Below are 18,964 nucleotides of genomic sequence, written 5' to 3'. Positions count from 1 at the left end.
GCTCATTTCCAAGGTAGATCGTCATGGCGGTTTGCGCTCTGGCAGCAAAGAACGCTAGACGCATTTGGGTCATGTTATAAAGCGGCGAGATATTCCGTACCGACATTGTTATGCGCTGGATAAAATCATCTGTGCATACCAATGTCGGTACGGACCAGAAAATATTTGATAGAAAGGGAGTATTACCGATGACTTGGGCAATCTAAATGATGACAAAACAAGTCAAATTGGGATGGCCGTAACTCGCTTGCGTCCATGTGCAAACAGCACGTCCAAGTCATTGAGATACCAACCGTGAATTTCATCATGCGTCAGCAGCGGAAATTATTCGACCGCACCAAAGCCCGAATGTATGGCTGCAATTGACACCGTTACTCAGAGTTTGAAGATTTCACTTGCAAACGGGAGGCGTCGATGTATGGACACAATCATCTGTGCTTACATGCTTAACTTCAAGAAAACTTCATCGGGCGCATATATAAAAATACTACCAGCAGTGTCGATATAGAAAATTTTATTGAAATAATAAAGCCCCGCAATTAACTTAATTGCGGGGCTTTCCTTTACCTGCTTAAATCAAAAAAATATCGTTTTTAGTTGAAGTGGTAGGACGCTGCTGCATATACATAACGACCGCGTGGATCGCCATAGCTATTGTCGTAACCTACATTTGATGATGGGTCAAATGCAGGGTCACGATTGAACAGGTTATTAGCACCAAATCGTAAAACAAGATTTTTGAATCCAGCATAAGAGACGGATGCATCAACTGTCGTCATACTTGGGATCATGTAACCTTTATTGTATAAGTCGTAGTAGCGATTTATTGTTGCAGAAGGTGTTCTGTCAACATGGTAATGTGAAGTGAAATTCACACCTGTGCTAGCGCTCCAAACGTCTTTCTCCCAATTCAAGCCAAGCTTTGCCAACAACACTGGATTTCCGTATTGACCCGCTTCACAACCCATATTGTTTGCACAATTGATTAGTGGATCAGACGGCAATAAAGATTGATCGTATTTAATTGTGTAAGTTGCATCACCCGACAAAGTGAAGTTACCATAGTTGGCGGTTTTCAGTTTGTAGGAAGCGTCGACGTCAATACCAGATGTGGAAACTTCGCTGCGATTGATAAAGCCAACTGACAACTGCTTCAGACGACCAACCAACGGCCCAAGAGCTGTGCGCTGAGCTGCAGTTAAACTGTTATAGGCAGCTTGATCTTCTGGTGTTACATCGTATCGAGAAACACTTGATTTAAAGGCACCATCTTCACCTGCCAGAACTGTGTCATTGTCGAGATTGTCAATTTTGTCTTTCCATTTGATGCTCCAGAAAGTCATACCAAAGCTGAGATCTTTGACCGGTTCAAAAACGAAGCCCAAATTAAATTGATTTGAAGTTTCTGGTTTCAGAGTTTTTGTACCAGTAATCAAAGAGAGTGCAGAACCATTACATGATGCGTCAAAATACACGTCGCCGAGTACACAACGCTTAGGATCTCTGACGTTAGCGAAGCCGCCACGACCTTCATTAAAGCGTTGAGATAAAGTTGGTGCACGGAAACCTGTACTATAGCTAGTACGAATCATCAATGTTTGTGTTGGCGTCCAACGTAATCCAACCTTAGGATTGGTTGTATTACCTGCCAGTTGATATCTATCGTAACGAACAGCTGCTTGTGCTTCTAAATTCGTCAATATCGGTAAATTTAATTCGCCAAATACAGCGCCTAAAGATTCAGATCCGTTGATACCCTTGAGTGTCGAATAGATCCCGATAGCACCATCTCTCCATGCTTGAGATGGATCGTAAGCAAGCGATTCACGTTTATACTCAGCGCCGACTGCAGCACCAATTTTACCGCCTGGCAATTGTCCAAACTCGGTCGAACCAACTAATTTTGCAAAATCAGTTTTTGTTTTCGTGTTCGTGTACTGGTCTGCTGTCAAGTCGTTGATGACCTGTGCCGAGTTGTGATTTCCGCCAAACGGATTAAACAATCCTTGCGTTACATACTGCTGCAGCTTATCGTGCATGAACGAACCGTAAACACGGGTATTACCATCTTCCGAGCTATGTCCAATAGTTGCTGTCAAATCCCAGTCGCCGATTTGTGTCTTCATACCACCGACTAACCAGGTGGTATCGACGTTTGTACCTGTACCACCTTCTGCTGCAGGGAACAGTCGGCGAATTTTGACTGTTTTGCCATAGGTGTTAAAAGGGTTGTTTGCTGCAACTGTCAAGACGCTTGATCTGTCAGCATTTTGTATCCATGCTGGAGAACCAATAATTCTCGCGTCATAGTGGTTGTAAAACAGGTTTGCAAACAAACTTGTTGTTGCCGAAATATCGTAATTTGCTGTCGCTGCTCCGCTATAGCGCGTGTATGGATGTGCTAAATCCTGAGATTCAGCTTGAGCGTACATACAAGCATTACGGTTTGGCGCCGCAAACCATTCTGGTGCATCTGGGTATGGTTTTACGTGGCTGGCGGAACATTCTGGATCCGGCATACGTTGGGACCCGCCCGTTGATAATGTTCCGGGATCAGTTCCTTTTGCGCCATAAACGCCGCCCTGGAAAAGACCACCAGGCATAGATGTGAAATCTGTTTTGTTCGCCCAAGGACGGTCAACTCCATGGATTGCTTTTGCTTGTTCGAAGGACGCGCCATAAGTTACGTTAAAGTTACTTTTCGCACGATCACCAAAACCACCTGACACAGAGAACTTTGCAATATCTCCATCGTTGTATGTTGTTTTGCCGTAGCTCGTATCTACATCAAAGCCTTGGTAGTCTTTTTTCATGATGAAGTTGATAACACCACCAACTGCGTCAGTACCATAGATCGCCGAGGCACCGTCTTTTAAGACGTCAATACGTTCAATAGCAGCCAGTGGAATGCTATTCAGGTCAACTGAAGTTACGCCGCTATAGCTGTCTGAGCCAGAGTTAGGTAAGCGATTGCCATTCAATAATACCAGTGTTGGCAAGCCGCGCAAGCTGACGCTTGTCGCACCATTGCGGAACGAACTCGAACTTGCGAATTCGCCACTATTGCCTCCGGCAGCTGTCAAATGACGAATAATATCAAGAACGGAAGTTGCGCCTGAGCGAGCAATTTGCTCTCTTGTAAAGGTTGTTACAGGAGAAATGTTTTCGATTGAAATTCGTTTAATATTCGAACCAGTAATCTCTACTTTTTGAACATTTTCATTTGTTTCTTGCGCGTAACTAACCGCACAAAATGTACCTGCAAACATCGCTAACGCGAGCTTGACGGACGTAACGCCAACTTTTTCTTTGAACACCATCACGACTTCTCCAAGTATTGTGAAATTATTTGTAGTCGCTAAAAGCCGCTCTTTAAGAGCGACTATAGCGTTTTATCTTTGTTTCGTTTTTATGCCATTGTGCGTGTTATTTCTCTGGCTTTTTTTATTGGCATACTTAAAATATTAATCAAAGATCGTTACATTATGCATAAACGAGACATTTAATGAAATATATGAATATATGAAATGAGGCGTCATGTTGCATTTGAGTGACAATTGATGAAAATAATTTTCCAAAAGTAGATTTGGTAATCTGAATGAGTATCAAATTTTTGACTTTTACTTGACAAAAAATGCTGCTATTAAATTTACGCAGATATAATTCGATTTCGTTTTTTTGTATTGGCAGGAACTAATTTTGGCAAAAAAAGAACACGTATCAGAAACGCCCGCAACGCAGTTTTTACGCAAAAATAAGGTGGAGTTTTCTGAGCATCCGTATTCATACGAAGAACATGGTGGCACGGCGGTATCTGCGCGGGAGTTAGGGGTCGACGAGCATGCCGTGGTAAAGACGCTGGTAATGCAAGATGAAGCAGCTAAGCCACTCATCGTGCTGATGCATGGCGATCGCAAGGTATCGACCAAAAATCTGGCGCGGCAAATTTCGTGCAAATCGATAGAGCCATGCAAACCGGAAATAGCCCAAAAGCATTCCGGTTATCTGATTGGCGGAACGTCCCCGTTTGGGACAAGAAAAGTGATGCCAGTTTATGTTGAGCGTGGGATCCTTGCGTTGCCCAAGATATATATTAATGGCGGCCGACGAGGGTATTTGGTCGGAATCGCTCCATCTGTGTTGGAAATTTGCTTAAAAGCAAGCCCTGTCGATTGCGCAATCGATGAGTAACTCCTTGTAACTTAGCATTGCGACATTCTGCTGAGTTCAAACATTTTTTACCTACTTGAATTGTTTGAAACGAAAAAGTAAGTAAAAAATGCCAACGCTTTTTGTATGTAAATAATTAATTTGAAAACTTTTGCCAGGCAAGAGCTTTATCTTACCAACGTTTATTTAGGGAAAAAATGAATACTATTCTGGCGGCAATACTGGCTTATTTGATTGGTTCAGTATCTTTTGCAGTCGTTGTCAGCAAATTATTTGGTTTATCTGATCCACGAACCTATGGATCTAAAAATCCTGGCGCTACCAATGTTTTGCGTAGCGGAAACAAAGCAGCAGCCGTACTGACCTTGCTAGGCGACGCGGTGAAGGGCTGGTTTGCAGTATGGTTGGCGATGAAATATCAAAACCAGTTTAATCTGGATGATGGCAGCATCGCAGCGGTATCGATCGCCGTTTTTGTCGGACATTTATGGCCAGTCTTTTTTAAATTTGTTGGCGGTAAAGGTGTGGCGACTGCGGCAGGTGTTCTGATCGGGATTAATCCTTGGTTGGGGTTGGCGACTTTGGTGACATGGGGTGTTATTGCTTTTGCATTTCGTTACTCATCGTTGGCAGCGCTGATTGCCGCCATCTTTGCACCTTTGTATTACGGCTTGCTGTTTGGCCCGGACGTTAAGTTACTCGCGGTGTTTGTGATGAGTGGCTTGCTGGTCTATCGCCATCGTCAAAATATTGCCAATTTGATGGCAGGCAAAGAGAGTCGGCTAGGCAGTAAAAAGAAATAAATCGAGATGATATTGGTTTTGTGGAATTACTACTTTATTAATTTGTGATTTTTACTATGATGAACTGGTAAATGGGCATTCTTTGATTTTTTTGAGGAGGCTGGTTCATGACTGCGACACTGAAATATATTGTAGTAATTCTATTTGCTTGCATAAATTTGTCAGCACTCGCTGCTGAACAAGGTACTGCTGAAGAGGCCAAGGCATTAGTCGCAAAAGCAATCGAATCAATGAAAAAGCAAGGTATCGAAAATACTATCGCAGACATCAATAAAAAAGATGGTGGTTATCAGGATCGCGATTTATACGTTGTTGTTTATGATTTAAATGCTAAAAATCTGGCGCAGATCAACCCGAAAATGATCGGTAAAAATATGATTGATTTGAAGGATGCTGATGGAAAGTACTTCATCAGAGAGCGCATTGAAATTGCGAATAAGAAGGGCAGTGGCTGGCAAGATTACAAATTTGTGAACCCGGTGACGAAGCAAATAGAGCCGAAATCAATGTATATAGAAAAATATGAAACAGTGATTGTCGGCTGTGGTTTTTATAAAAAAAACTAGCTTACGCCGCAGTCAACTCGTGCAGTGGCCAGCGTGGTCTGACATTGAAAGCAAAATCCCGCGTTGCTAATGTGGGATTTTTTTTCAGCCGCATTGCACCTGCGAAGGCAATCATCGCACCGTTATCGGTACAAAATTCGAGTTCAGGATAAAACACTTGAAAACGTTTTTTTGCAGCCGCCGCGTTTAACGCTAAGCGCAATTGGCGATTTGCGCCAACCCCGCCTGCAATCACCAGACGCTTGAGTCCGCTTTGCTTCATTGCCGTAACACACTTGGCAACAAGAACATCTACGATGGCGTCAACAAAACCGCGTGCGACATTGGCCTTGTCAGACTCGCTCATGTCAGGTGGGTATTTTTTGACAGCAGTAAGGACGGCTGTTTTTAATCCAGAAAAGCTGAAGTTAAAATCTTTGGAATGCAACATCGGGCGTGGAAATTGATGAATCGCAGGGTCACCAGATTCAGCCAACTTAGAAATCGCTGGCCCTCCAGGGTATGAAAGTCCGAGTAATTTGGCGGACTTATCAAAGGCTTCACCTGCTGCGTCATCCAGAGTTTCACCTAGCAGTTGGTATTGTCCTACTCCATCAACGCGCATTAATTGCGTGTGTCCGCCGGAAACCAGCAAGGCAATGAAGGGAAATTCCGGTGGCTGACTCGCCAATAAAGGGGAGAGCAGATGCCCCTCCAGATGATGAACTCCTAAGATAGGCTTATCCAGTGCCATTCCTAAGCCACATGCAAATGAAGCACCAACCAACAATGCACCCGCCAAGCCCGGCCCTTGGGTATAGGCAATCGCGTCAATGTCTTGCTTTTGAATCTGGGCTTCTGAAATGACCTGATGTAAGAGAGGAAGAGTGCGCCGGATATGGTCGCGCGAAGCCAGTTCAGGCACTACACCGCCATATTCTTGATGCATGGCAATTTGTGAATGTAGGGCATGCGCCAATAATCCACGTTCTGTGTCATAGAGGGCCAGTCCTGTTTCATCGCAGGAGGATTCAACGCCGAGAACTATCATGAAGCTACTTTTTGAGAAATTAAGTGAAGACGCAATCAGACTGCGCAAGTCGGGATTATAACTTTGTCGTGCGTTTCACGGAAATTTCTATTCTTTAGCGACGATTGGTAGTTCAAAATAGAAATTCGCTCCCTGTCCCAGGACGGAGTCAAATCCAATTCTTCCTCCCATGTTTTCCACCAATTCTCTGGAAATCGCTAATCCCAGGCCAGTGCCACCTTTTTCTCTGGTATCAGAGGAGTCTGCCTGGGCGAATTTCTGGAAAATTCGGTCGCGGAATTCTTTAGGGATGCCTTTGCCGTGATCGTTGACGCTGATACGAACACGTACATCATTCAGACTTACCCGGATATCGACTGTTTCATTGACTGGAGAATATTTAATCGCATTCGAAAGTAAATTTGACATGACTTGCATAAAACGCTGGCTATCAACAGAAATAATAATGTCAGGAATAGGTTGATGCAGGTTTAAATGAATTTCTCTTTGTGTACCAAAAGTAGCATTGGTATCAATTGCCTGCGTCAACAATGGTGCCAGCGCATAGTCTTGCATATCAAAATGCATCTTACCTGCGCTTAATTTTTCCATATCCAATAGATCATTAATCAGGAAGGTTAAGCGCTGGCTATTTTTGCTAGCGATATTGAGTAAAGGGGTCAGACTCTCTGGCAATGTTCCAGTGGCACCACCGAGTATCAGCCCCAATGCACCAGATATCGATGTTAATGGAGTACGTAATTCGTGACTGACGGTAGAAATAAATTCATTTTTAATCAGTTCAAGGCGTTTGCGCTCGGTGATGTCGCGCATCAGTCCAATGTACAAAGCGCGGCCTTGTCGCTTAACTGCAGAAACTGATAGGTCAAGCGGGAAAACGCTGCCGTTTTTCCTACGGGCATCGATTTCTTGTGACACACCAATCAGCTTAGAAACATTATCGATTCTAAAAGGAAAGGTAGATTTGTTTTGGTCATCATTAGCCGGTAATAAAATACTAAAATGCTTGCCAATTAATTCGTCTTTGTTGTAGCCAAAAATATTGCCAGCCGCATAGTTAAAGGCGTCAATGAAACCAAGATGATTCACGGTGATAATTCCATCAAGTACATTGTCAAGAATCGCCTGCGTGTGAGCTACCTGATCCCGCAACGCCTGAGCATTGGCCTTGCTATCACTGATATCTTGAAGCGTGCCATAAATGCCACGGATTGAATTTTCTTTGAACTGAGGCAGTCCGATGATTCTGACCCAGCGTTCATTTTTTTTGGCGGTTACGATTTTAAATTCGGCATCGAAACGGGAGCCAGATGTGCCGGCCTCAGTCAGCAAATGACGTATATGGTCCCGGCTATCTTTTCCTTTATAAAAATTCAGTGCCTGTTCGGTATTGCATTGATAGTCGGCTTCTACTTCATGAATTTGTTTGGTGACACTACTCCAGTTCACCTGTCTGGTAAACAGATCATATTCCCAGGTACCAATGCGGGCGGCGGCGTTTGATTGTTCCAGCAGTTCATAGGCATGGGCTAATTTTTCTTCAGCAATACGCTCCTGGGTGACATCCTGATGGCTGCCTGACATGACTAAAGGTCTTCCATCTTCATCCCAGCTAACAACGCAACCACGATCTCTGATCCACACCCAGGAACCATCTTTATGACGCATGCGACTGGTCAGATCAAAGTACGGTAATTCGCCATTGAAATGCTTGTCTATCATTTCGGCAGAAATTTTTGCATCGTCCGGATGGCATAAATCCAGCCAGGTTTGGACCGTCGTAGGACTTAATTCAGCAAGGCTATAACCTAACATTTCAGCCCAGCGTTCATTAAATATCGTGACGCCAGAAGGAATATGACACTCCCAGGTACCGATATTTGTTCCTTCAATAATGTTAGCCAGCCTTTGTTCACTTTGTGAATGTTGGCGCTGGATTCTGGCTGCATTCACCAATTGTCCTATGGTGATGGTGACTGGCTGAAGAAAATCTACTGACAGTTTATCGTAACCATCCGGACAATTTGCGATACCCATGACGGCAACGACTTCTCCATCATGCTGTATGGGTACTGCTAGAAAATGTCGTAACGGCGGATGATCAGCAGGTAAGTCACCAACTTGTCTTTCAAAAGCCAGGTTATTTGAAATAACAGGTGCTTTCTTATCCAACCTGGGATCAAATAATAAATCCAGATCGTGGAATTCAAGTCCTTGCTGCACAGCTCTTTTGTTTAGTTCTACCGTCGTATCGTCCCATGATAGATCGCAGATTGAATAGGCTTTTAAATAGGCAACGCCGTGGCGATTTTTCAAAACTTCGCAGATAAATCCATATTCACTTCGGGTAAGCCTCAAGCTGTTAATTAACAGTGTATCGAAACCTTTGCCGCGATCTTTACCTTTGATAAATTGTGATTGTGCTTTTGCAACTGCGTCGTTAAGACTTTGTTGACGCTGCAATGAGCGATTGAGTTCTTGACGTTTAATTGTGCCATTCACCCAATCTCCCAACACGTTCACAAATTCGATTTCAACTTCAGTGAATGCGTGCGCTCTGGCTTTTGGGTCTGAAAAACCTAAGGTGCCATAGCGTCTTCCTTCTAAAAATAATGGAATGCCAATATAGGTTTCTTGTTTGAATTGCTGATAACTCTGATGTCGGCTGAATTCACTTTGACTTGCGTTAGTCGTATGAATCACGTCATGATCTTTGTGGACTAGGTCTGAGTAAGTGAATTCTTTCAGAAAGCGCTGCCCCTCTTTGACGTTGCCAATACTCGAATGATAGACCTGAATAATGATTTCATTACCCTGAAATTGCGAAATGACACCAGTAGCCAGTTTTAAATACTGGCACCCAAGTGCCAATGTTTCGCGTAGCAAGATTTGCGGATCCTGAAAGGTCAGCGAGGTAATTCTGGTGAGCGTCAGCAGGGCATTATGCTGTCTTTGCGATTGCAAATTGCCGATCTCATGTTCCACGCAATCGGCAAGATTGCGCAGTAATATATGCTCGTCCTGGCTCAGTGTTCTTGGTTCAGGGTCGATGATGCACAGTGTTCCTATACGTTGCCCATTTTTTGCATGTAAAGGAGCTCCTGCATAAAAGCGTATATGCGGGGCACCGACGACCAGAGGATTGTCAAAAAAACGCAGATCATTGCGTGCGTCCGGAATGTGAAGAATTTCTTCCGATAAAATTGCATGACCGCAGAAAGAAATGTCCCTGCTAGTCTCAGATACCTCTAAGCCTTGCCTGGACTTAAACCACTGACGATCGGCATCAACTAAAGAAATTAAGACGATCTGTGTGTTGAATATTTGCTTGGCTAGCAGTGTCAACCGGTCAAAACGTTGTTCTTGTGGGGTATCGAGGAGTCCACATTCCTGAAGGGTAGTTACGCGATATTCTTCGTCATCAGGAAGCCGTGGCAATTGCATAGAAAGTAACTTTATTTAAAAAAATGACAAGCTGCATAGGGACTAGACATACAAAAAAGTAAGTTAATGCCGAATATCTCTCATTATTAAAAAATGGGTTTCATTCGCTACTTTTATTTTTGTTTCAAATAGGGATCACTTGCTATGCGTCAATAAGAACCTGCATAGTACTATTATTTTAAAAATCAAACTTTACTCTTTGCATTTCGTGCAGCATCAGATTCAAAGTTATATTGAATAAAACATCGAATAAAAAATCGAATAAAACATTGAATAATATTACACGGTTCTAGTGATAATTATATTTTTTAAGAAGTTTATCAAGGCTGCCATCATGTTGAATATCTGAGATTACTTTGTTGACTTCACTCACTCGCAGAGTGCCATTTTTTGCTAGTGCGCACTGGCTTTTAAATTTGGAGATAGTGAGTGGCGGGTGAATGCTGAGATGTAAATCGTTCACACGTAAGTGATAATTCAGGGTCGCCATGCTAATGATGGCGTAATTAAATCGGCCTGCGGCTAACTTCCGCAAATTTGCTTCTGCACCAGGACCGTCATCACGTACAAATTTGTTGCCAAGAATTTTCTCAACTTCCGGGTAAGTAAAGCCCATTGCTGTGCCAATTGTAAGACCCGCAATATCCTCAATATTTGCCGGTGCAGGAACACGTAATGTTGTTACGAGCAAATCGCCAACATCGACAAAGCCCACGCTCCAGTCTAAATTTCCAGGTAACCATTCGGGTAAATAGCCACATAAAATATCAGCTTCATTCATCTCTAATGCGTTGGCAAGACGTTTTCGCGGACGCATTACAAATTTTGCCACGCGATGGGTACGTTCCGCCAATAATTCGCCCAGCTCCATTTGAAAACTTTGTTCTGATGCTGCGCTGTCAGAGTTATGTTTTTTTTCATTCAGTAAAACTAACAGCTCAGCGCAATTAACTCCCGACGAAACCAGGACGATAAAAAAACAGATCAGTGTTTTGATGGTTCTCATGACGAAAATTACATGGCAACAGCACGACAAGCGGGGTGATCATGTTCTTTTAAATTTATTTCTCGGATTTAATGGCCTTCAGCAATAATCCAGTCCGGATTGTTTGTCTCAACAAAATTAATAATTGCCCAGACAATGTCGGGATCAAATTGCGTACCGCTGCGCTCTTTGAGATAAGCAATGACATCTGGTAAGGGCCAAGGCTGTTTGTAAGGGCGGGCGTGTAGTAAGGCATCAAATACATCGACGACCGCAACGATCCGTGCTGCGAGCGGGATCTCTTTGCCTTTCAATCGGCGAGGATAACCATTGCCATCATAGTGCTCATGATGGCCGCCTGCAATTTGGGCGCCAATGCTGAGGCTATTCGCACCTTCGACCATTTTGGCTGCTCTGGCCAAAACGGTTTCTCCGATTAAAGCATGCCCTTCCATCACTATGCGTTCTTCTGGGGTATGCTTTCCTGGTTTTAAAAGGATGGCGTCTGGTATGCCTACTTTTCCAACGTCATGTAATATGCTGGCGATGCCGACAAAGGCCATAAAATCGGAATCAGCCTCTGGTGGTAATTTATCTGCCGCTTTTAATTCGGCAGCGATTGCATCTGTTAGTCTGCATACGCGTCGTACATGTCCACCTGTCGTTGCGTCACGGGATTCAGCAAGATCAGCAAGCGCAATGACTGTGGCTTCTTGTGTTGATTTGAGCAGATTAAATACATGCAAATTATCGAATGCTGCAGCAATGCGGTCGCAAAACACACTGAGTAAGCTGCATTCGAGCTCACTCAATGGCCACAATGGCGTAAACGCAACTGCGAATTGATGGCCATGCGATGCTTGTATCAGCAGAACATCAACTTCATTTGTAAATAAACTTTTTTTCTCTTCGAACGCCTTGCGTATCATTGGCGTCCAGGGATGATTGGATGGCAAGCTTGTTTCACCTAACATCTCAGTCGATTTTCCGGTTGTGGCAATGACCAGTGGATTAAGGTCTTTTTTTGCGGAAGAAGACTCCATGACACATAAAACACCATCAGTGCCAAAATCGAGGATAGCGCCGATTTGTGTCAACACGCCGGATGCCAGCTCCTTGAGTGAGTCTAATTGATACAGGTTGCTTGCGGCTTCAAGAATTTTATCCAAACCACGGCGATTCGCTTCTATCGTTTTCAAACCTTCGTATGCGCGTAAGGATGAGATGACCGTAGTGAACATTTTCTGAGAGGTGAGCTCAGTCTTAAGTTTGTAGTCATTGATGTCATAATTGACAATGACGCTTTGTTCTGGTGCTTGCCCTGGCTGACCGGTACGTAAAATGATACGCACGATATCGTTATGCAATTCTTCACGTATCCGTTTTGCTAAAATCAATCCTGCATCTTCGGTTTCCATGACGACATCGAGCAAGATCATGCCGATATCGGATTCTTTTGACAGTATCTCAAATGCTTCGTTACCGGAATAGGCCGAAAGTATTTCTATTTCACGACCTTTGTAGCTCATTTTATTGAGTGCAAGGCGGGTGACGGCATGAATGTCAGGCTCATCATCAACAATTAAAAGTCGCCAAAAATTGTTTGATCTCAAGCTCACTGGAGCATCATCTTCTTTGAGCCAATCTTCGTCGTCATTGATCGTTGTCATGATACGCCTTAACATTGCTGTAAAGAGATTACAAGTATATTAAACCTTAAAACCGATATTTTCAGGTGATACTGTCAATTTTTTCGAGGGCGTTTCATTTTTGCAATTGTTCTGTCACGCGAGGGATACAGATTCTGAACCATGCCCCCTTGTCGGGATGGTTTTGTACAGTGATCGTACCGCAAAGTTGCTTGGTAATAATATTGAAAACAATGTTGAGACCTAAACCCGTTCCACCTTGTCCGCGTTTCGTCGTGAAAAAGGGTTCAAAAATTTTGTCGAGGAATTCCTCGGGAATGCCGTGACCTTCATCCCGAAAATCAATGTAGACGGATGGCTCTGACAAACTCACATCAATGTGAATTTTTCCGTTCGCTCCTTCTGAAAACGCATGCGTAACGGCATTCATCGTCAAATTTGTGATCACCTGTGCGAGTAGTCCGGGATAGCTATCCATATGAATGTCGCTATGACCTGTTATATCAATACTTGCGTGTGCTTTTCTTAATGTAGGATTAAGACTGGTAGTGACGTCGTTTAAAAATTCAATTAATTCGAATTCGCGGCGCTGTTCGCTGGTTTGGTCAACCGCAACTTGTTTGAAGCTTTGTATCAAATGGGCTGCGCGTGCCGCGTTACTCATGATTAAGCGTGTGCTCTCGGTCGCAGTTGTGAGAAAAGCTGTCATGTCTGATTTGCGAATGTTGCCACCGGCCATATTTTTATTGATTTCCTGGCTGGCTTCGGACAGCACTGATGCGCTGGTCACGATGACACCAACTGGGGTATTGATTTCGTGTGCAATGCCTGCGACCAGACTACCCAGACTGGCCAGTTTTTCTGCTTGCAGAAGAGATTTTTGCGCAGCTTTGAGACTGATATAAGCTTCTTCTGTTTCTTTGGCGGCTGCGTGAGCTGCTTCTTCAGCCTGACGTTGTAAAACAATAATATTTTTTAAATTACGCAATACGAGATTGAAACCTCGTATCACTTTTCCGAATTCCTGGCTTTTAGACTCAGGTAATTCAGTCACTGCTTCTGCATCGTGAGAACTTAGTTCAAACAGGGCGCTTTGTAATAATCTGATTGGGTCAAAGACAACTTTAAGGCTCAGTGTTAATGCAATAATCAAAATGATGTCGAGGATAAATATCTGTACCAATGTCAGGGTCAGATTTTCACGTAACTTCTTATCGATATAGTCATGAGAAAACGTGACAATTACTTCACCCAGAGCTTGAGGTTTGTGGTTGCCTTTAGACGCATCTCGTTTGGTGATCTCTGCAAATAATTTGGCACTTATCTGATACTGGTTAAATTCTTTGCTTATCGGGCCGTTTTGTTTGCTATTTCCTGATTTAGTGACATGGACAAAACTCGCGTCTGGCATTTCGGTAGAACGTATCTCTACCGCACTGATGTCGACATTCTGGATTTCTGCTTTGGTGATTTTTTCTGCCGTGGATTCATCCATATTCCACAACGTTGATGGCAGCGATGTCTCGAGACGAGAAATGACTTCTTTTTGATGGGCAGTAAAGTTTTTTTCAAGCTCATCAGAAAGATGGGCGTATTCATAAATACCAAAAATAGCCAGTGTGACAGTGACGACAAAGATAAAAAGTGAAATCAAGCGGAATCGAAGTGAATACATAATTGCACTTTCTTTTCTACGAATTTTGGATCAGCCTTTAATCTGAAAAGGATCTCCGCAAGCGTTGATTGGTGCCAGTTTCAAAAGATTTGCACTTCTTTGTACGACGCACTGAAAATGTTGTCTTCTTTAAATTATATCTATCTGCAAACTCTTGTCCAGCCAATCTTGTAGTTGCTTTCCGTAAAGTGGCTTACTTACCAGATAGCCTTGCATACAATCGCAACCCAGCTGTTGTAATATTGCCCGCTCTTGTTCCGTTTCTATGCCTTCAGCAATGACGCTGAGCTTGAGTCCGTGACCTAGCTCAATAATTGTTTTAACCAGGCGTTGTGTATCACTTAACTGATCAATATTGGTGACAAAGCTACGATCAATTTTTAATTCGTTGACGGGTAACTTTTGCAGGTAGGCAAGTGAAGAATAACCAGTGCCAAAGTCATCAATCGACAAACTAATTCCAGTCTGCCGCAATCTGTGGAGCAGTTCTATGGCACTGTCCGGATCTTCCATAATCCCACTCTCGGTTATTTCTATCCTCAAATGGTGTGGATCAACGTTATATTGCGTTAATAGACTCGCGACTCTGTCAGGTAAATTTTTGTCTCTTAAGTCATGCGTACTGACATTGACGGCAATGCTTAAATCTGGATGGATGTTTTTCCATTCGGCTAGTTTGATGACTGCGCTTTCTAACATCCAATCAGAAATGATGCCTATATAACCTGTGCTTTCAGCGAAGGGGACAAATTCTGCAGGAGAGATAAAACCGCGTGCTGGATGTTGCCAGCGAACCAGGGCTTCAAAGCCATAAACCTGTGCTGTTGAGAATTTTATTTTCGGCTGTAACCACATCTGCAATTCATTGGACTTGACCGCAGTCCGTAGGTCAGACAGTAAGCTCAAATGGCTTAATCGTGACGCTTCCTGAGCGTCGCTATACCATGCAAGTTTCTTTGAACTACGCTTCGCGGCGTAAAGGGCAACTTCGGCATTTCTTAACAAATGGATCAAAGGCAAGGGTACTTCTGCTTGCAATGCAAAGCCATAAACCAGATCGACATCGACGGCGTAATTTTCACATTTGACGGGCTCATTGTTGGCTTGATCAATACGCAAATAAATGTCTTCGATGGTAGTTTGATTTCTGCTAGGAATCATCACCGCAAATGATCCACCCGCTAACTTGACCAATAAGGGCACCGAGTCTATGTGAGAGGTAGCGATCACGTGTTGAATTCGTTGTGCTACATGCAGAATGACTGAATCCCCTGTATCAAACCCCAATGTTTCGTTGACCGATTTTAAGCGTGCCAAATCCATCAAAATAATCGTGTACTCGTTTAAATTGGCTTGCCCCATGGTTTTTAAAAGATAAGTTCGATTCGGCAGACCAGTAAGCCCATCAAAAAAAGCCAGGTGTTCAATGTCTTTTTCGCGAGAAGCAATTGCGTTTGACATGGTATTCAATGCTAATCCGACTTTAGCGATTTCTTCTGTGTTGCTGACTGGAATTTGCGTTTGATAATCACCGGCGGCAATCTTTAATGCTCGGGTTTGCAATTGTTCTAAAGGACGCACAACACTGCGGGTCGTGATCCAGGCAAGCAATGCAGCAACTATAACCGCAAGAATAGATAATAAAATGGCGATGATCCCGGTCTTTTTTAGATCTTGTTGGGACTGGTTTTGGTGTTCGATAATTAAATCTTGTTCATTTTGCAATAGTCTGGATGAGATCGCTAACAGGGCGTTGAGTGACGGTTCTACCTCAGTGTAAAAATTTTTGGTCGCTGCTTCCTGCCCCTCGTCTTCGAGCAGGTTGACGAGGTCAAGATACATTTTTTGATACGCATCTCGACGTTGTTTGAGTAGCTTTAAATTATTTTGTTGGCTAGGGTCGTCAAGTGTGCGTTCTAATGTTGCGATCAAGCTGGTAATTTTTTTATTTTTTTCATCAACCAAGCCGTATTGTTGTTCGCGCTTATCTCTGGCGGCTGTGAGCAGTAGCGGTAGGGCATTACTGACGCTTTCGGTCAGCAATCCAAGTTCCTGTACGACCAGTAACTTACGCATATCCTCGTGCGCAAATTTATCCTCTAGTCGCATCATTTTGTTTATTTGCCCTAAAGGCAATATTAATACAACAATAAATAAAGTGAGCAATATGCCATAGCTTAAAACCAGGCGCACACCGATGCGTCTGAGTTTGAAGGTACTTAAAAGATCTTTAAGAAAATTTGGCATAGGTTGATAGCTGCTGACATGGTTGATCAAAGCAAATGAATGAACGTCCGCAAGGACCTATCTATAATAAATCAGTTGGCGTGGCTTCATTCGTTGAATTTAAAAAATTACAACTTTAAGTGCTTTCATGATCTTAAGGACTTACGCAAAATTGTCCCGGCAAGGTATGGCGACGACAGTACAAGGGTACGGCTAGGAGCTATAGCGCCGCTGGGGTGGTTTTGCGTAAGTCCTAATCTTAGAGCTTAGTCGACGAATTTGCCTAAACATTGCAAGCGTTGCAAAACTAATTCGCTGATAAGTTGCTCCGCATTATTAAAATCTTCCGGTTTTAGCGGACTATGACCGAGTACCAGGCACATTTGCGTACTAAAATCCGCATACGACTGCGTCATTGCCCAGATCAAAAATAAAAGATGAGTAGGATTGACGGCAGCGATTTTTCCTTTGGCAATCCAGCCTTCGAAAACCGCTATATCTTTTTTCAGAAAAGGAATGATTTTTTCCCTCATGCTTTCGGAATACGTTTGTGCTCCGCTGATGACCTCCATCGCATACACCCTTGAGGCATGTGGTTGCTCCTGAGAAAAACGGAGCTTCTCGCGGATGTAGCTACGTAGTAAAAATTCAGGTTCCTGATCGGCGTCAGCCAGAATATCCATGCGTTCTAACCACTGGTCCAACACCTGATCTAAAACGGTCTGGTAAAGCACCTGCTTATTTGCGTAGTAGTACAACAAATTTTGCTTGGAAATACCTGCGCGCTCTGCGATCGTGGCAATCGAAGTACCGGCAAATCCTGACTCGGAAAAGACCTCAGTGGCACATTGCAGTATGCGTGCCTCAATCTGGTCGCGTTGGCTTAGCGATGGCTCTACGCGCTTATCCATGATGTACGCCTGCGAGGAATTTGCGTAGTTGTTCGCTATTGCCGTACGCGATATTGAAGCGGAACCAAGGGTAAGTATGCGCATCTGCCGAGAAAAATTCATTTGGCGCGAGAATGATGCCCGCTTGCAATGCCTGTTTGGTGATATGACTGGCATCAAGATTTGAATTTTTCCAGCCGGCGCTGATGAACATGCCGCCGCGTGGTTCGGCTAACGGCGTCATACCGACGTCCAGCAATACGTCCAACGTGTTGTTGCGCGACGTGTCTAGCTGCCGTTTGAGTTTCTCAAGCATGCGTCTATACAGCCGCGAACTGATCGCATGGAGCACTGCGCGTTCGTTAATTTCTGAGGTTGTGAGACCTGCCAGCATTTTCACGCGTAATAATTCACCGATCAGAGATGGAGACGCACAGACCGAACCAACCCTTAGCGTGGGCGACAGAGTTTTTGAAAAACTACCGACTCGTATAACACGCCGTAAGCCATCCATTGCCGCCAGAGATGGTTCTGGACGGGGGCAGAGTTCACGGTAAATATCGTCTTCGACAAGCCAGAAATCAAATTGTTCAGCCAAGGCTAATAAGCGATGCGCATGACTTTGGCTCAAGCTGGTACCGAGAGGGTTTTGCAGCACGGTATTGACGAACATAATTTTAGGTTGGTGCAGGATGGCTTTTTCCAGCAGTCCTTCGACATCCAAACCATTTTCATCTCTGCGTATCCCGATAGGAATACAGCCATGATGACGGATTAGCGACAGTAAATTGCTGTAGCCAGGGTTTTCTACAAACACCGTGTCACCCGGTTTGCAGAGGGTGCGCAAAATCAGGTCAAAACCGTGCGTTGCACCGTGCGTGAGCAGGATTTGTTCGGCGTCGACACTGAATAATTCTTGCGATAATTGCGTCGCTAAATGTTGGCGCAGGCTGGGGAAACCCAGCGGATTACCGTAGCCACGCAAACGCTGGGTCGGAATACGCATTGATTGTTTGAGGGCATCTAACAAAATATCGTCGCCATACCATTCCGGCGGTAACCACCCAGAACCAACCGGTAAAGCTGTCGATACACCGGAATAGAGATCCGGACTCAGTGCATCCAGAACGGTCGTTAAGCTTGATGTATTGGCTGTGGCAACCGGCATAGGGTGCGCCGCAGGCTTACTCACAAAGTAACCCGAACCACGGCGCGAGATCAATAAGCCCAGCGTGATTAAGCGTTCATACGACTCGACTACGGTAAAGGTACTCACCGCGTTGCACTTGGCAAATTGCCTGACTGACGGCATTTTGCTACCGAGCGGTAATTGATTTTTCTGCACCAGACGTGTGACTTCCTGAACGATTTGTTCTACCAGACTGGACTGGCAACGCCTCACTAATGCTAGCTGTGGCCATTCAGAATCGTGGTCATGGGCGATATTTTCATTTGCAACTTCCATGCTGGTCTCCGTTTTTGGTTAGATGCAGGTTTTTTGTCGTCGACATCGATGCCTATCCCGC

The 18,964-nt window shown here is 44.0% G+C and carries 12 protein-coding genes; 3 read left to right on the top strand and 9 right to left on the bottom strand.

Annotated features, from left to right (window positions below; genetic code table 11):
- Positions 1 to 593: 593 nt before the first annotated feature.
- Positions 594 to 3,320: a TonB-dependent receptor gene (locus H8K32_RS11130; RefSeq protein WP_186912571.1), complete on the bottom strand. Its 2,727-nt coding sequence runs from the start codon at positions 3,318 to 3,320 to the stop codon at positions 594 to 596.
- Between the two features lie 376 nt (positions 3,321 to 3,696).
- Between H8K32_RS11130 and H8K32_RS11125 the strand changes: the two genes are divergently transcribed.
- The 3 genes from H8K32_RS11125 (at position 3,697) to H8K32_RS11115 (ending at position 5,539) form a co-directional block, all read left to right on the top strand.
- Positions 3,697 to 4,191, top strand: a complete 495-nt coding sequence (locus H8K32_RS11125) for an aminoacyl-tRNA deacylase (protein ID WP_343067986.1) — start codon at positions 3,697 to 3,699, stop codon at positions 4,189 to 4,191.
- Positions 4,192 to 4,367: 176 nt separating this feature from the next.
- A complete protein-coding gene (gene plsY / locus H8K32_RS11120; RefSeq protein ID WP_186912569.1) occupies positions 4,368 to 4,973 on the top strand; it encodes a glycerol-3-phosphate 1-O-acyltransferase PlsY in 606 nt (201 codons plus the stop codon).
- A 107-nt stretch (positions 4,974 to 5,080) separates the two neighbouring features.
- Positions 5,081 to 5,539 carry a cache domain-containing protein gene (locus tag H8K32_RS11115; RefSeq protein ID WP_186912568.1) on the top strand — a complete coding sequence of 153 codons (459 nt, stop codon included), beginning with the start codon at positions 5,081 to 5,083 and terminating at the stop codon, positions 5,537 to 5,539.
- 1 nt (position 5,540) lies between these two features.
- Here H8K32_RS11115 and tsaD read toward each other — a convergent pair whose 3' ends face one another.
- From tsaD to H8K32_RS11075, 8 genes are all read right to left on the bottom strand, one after another.
- Positions 5,541 to 6,569 carry a tRNA (adenosine(37)-N6)-threonylcarbamoyltransferase complex transferase subunit TsaD gene (gene tsaD / locus H8K32_RS11110; protein ID WP_186912567.1) on the bottom strand — a complete coding sequence of 343 codons (1,029 nt, stop codon included), beginning with the start codon at positions 6,567 to 6,569 and terminating at the stop codon, positions 5,541 to 5,543.
- Positions 6,570 to 6,656: 87 nt separating this feature from the next.
- Positions 6,657 to 10,013: a PAS domain S-box protein gene (locus tag H8K32_RS11105; protein WP_186912566.1), complete on the bottom strand. Its 3,357-nt coding sequence runs from the start codon at positions 10,011 to 10,013 to the stop codon at positions 6,657 to 6,659.
- A gap of 289 nt (positions 10,014 to 10,302) precedes the next feature.
- Positions 10,303 to 10,866: a substrate-binding periplasmic protein gene (locus H8K32_RS11100; RefSeq protein WP_186912565.1), complete on the bottom strand. Its 564-nt coding sequence runs from the start codon at positions 10,864 to 10,866 to the stop codon at positions 10,303 to 10,305.
- Positions 10,867 to 11,087: 221 nt separating this feature from the next.
- Positions 11,088 to 12,668, bottom strand: coding sequence for a response regulator (locus tag H8K32_RS11095; RefSeq protein ID WP_186912564.1), 1,581 nt, complete (start codon positions 12,666 to 12,668; stop codon positions 11,088 to 11,090).
- A gap of 94 nt (positions 12,669 to 12,762) precedes the next feature.
- Positions 12,763 to 14,322, bottom strand: coding sequence for a sensor histidine kinase (locus tag H8K32_RS11090; protein ID WP_186912563.1), 1,560 nt, complete (start codon positions 14,320 to 14,322; stop codon positions 12,763 to 12,765).
- Between the two features lie 129 nt (positions 14,323 to 14,451).
- Positions 14,452 to 16,569: an EAL domain-containing protein gene (locus H8K32_RS11085; RefSeq protein ID WP_186912562.1), complete on the bottom strand. Its 2,118-nt coding sequence runs from the start codon at positions 16,567 to 16,569 to the stop codon at positions 14,452 to 14,454.
- Positions 16,570 to 16,814: 245 nt separating this feature from the next.
- The gene (locus tag H8K32_RS11080; RefSeq protein ID WP_186912561.1) at positions 16,815 to 17,459 is read right to left on the bottom strand and encodes a TetR/AcrR family transcriptional regulator; all 645 of its coding nucleotides are present in this window, start codon (positions 17,457 to 17,459) and stop codon (positions 16,815 to 16,817) included.
- A complete protein-coding gene (locus H8K32_RS11075) occupies positions 17,452 to 18,903 on the bottom strand; it encodes an aminotransferase-like domain-containing protein (protein ID WP_186912560.1) in 1,452 nt (483 codons plus the stop codon). Before H8K32_RS11075 ends, H8K32_RS11080 begins: the two co-directional genes overlap by 8 nt.
- Between the last annotated feature and the right edge of the window lie 61 nt (positions 18,904 to 18,964).

Origin of the sequence: Cognatundibacterium jejuense (assembly GCF_014284255.1) — a bacterium.
Classification (GTDB): domain Bacteria; phylum Pseudomonadota; class Gammaproteobacteria; order Burkholderiales; family Burkholderiaceae_D; genus Undibacterium; species Undibacterium jejuense.
Note: the sequence above shows the minus strand (reverse complement) of the source record. Positions and strands in the feature narration are given on the sequence as shown.

Coding starts and splice junctions, on each gene's coding strand:
- H8K32_RS11095 (WP_186912564.1), bottom strand. CDS start 12,668: ATGACAACGATCAATGACGACGAAGATTGGCTCAAAGAAGATGATGCT.
- H8K32_RS11115 (WP_186912568.1), top strand. CDS start 5,081: ATGACTGCGACACTGAAATATATTGTAGTAATTCTATTTGCTTGCATA.
- H8K32_RS11085 (WP_186912562.1), bottom strand. CDS start 16,569: ATGCCAAATTTTCTTAAAGATCTTTTAAGTACCTTCAAACTCAGACGC.
- H8K32_RS11075 (WP_186912560.1), bottom strand. CDS start 18,903: ATGGAAGTTGCAAATGAAAATATCGCCCATGACCACGATTCTGAATGG.
- H8K32_RS11090 (WP_186912563.1), bottom strand. CDS start 14,322: ATGTATTCACTTCGATTCCGCTTGATTTCACTTTTTATCTTTGTCGTC.
- H8K32_RS11130 (WP_186912571.1), bottom strand. CDS start 3,320: ATGGTGTTCAAAGAAAAAGTTGGCGTTACGTCCGTCAAGCTCGCGTTA.
- tsaD (WP_186912567.1), bottom strand. CDS start 6,569: ATGATAGTTCTCGGCGTTGAATCCTCCTGCGATGAAACAGGACTGGCC.
- H8K32_RS11105 (WP_186912566.1), bottom strand. CDS start 10,013: ATGCAATTGCCACGGCTTCCTGATGACGAAGAATATCGCGTAACTACC.
- H8K32_RS11080 (WP_186912561.1), bottom strand. CDS start 17,459: ATGGATAAGCGCGTAGAGCCATCGCTAAGCCAACGCGACCAGATTGAG.
- plsY (WP_186912569.1), top strand. CDS start 4,368: ATGAATACTATTCTGGCGGCAATACTGGCTTATTTGATTGGTTCAGTA.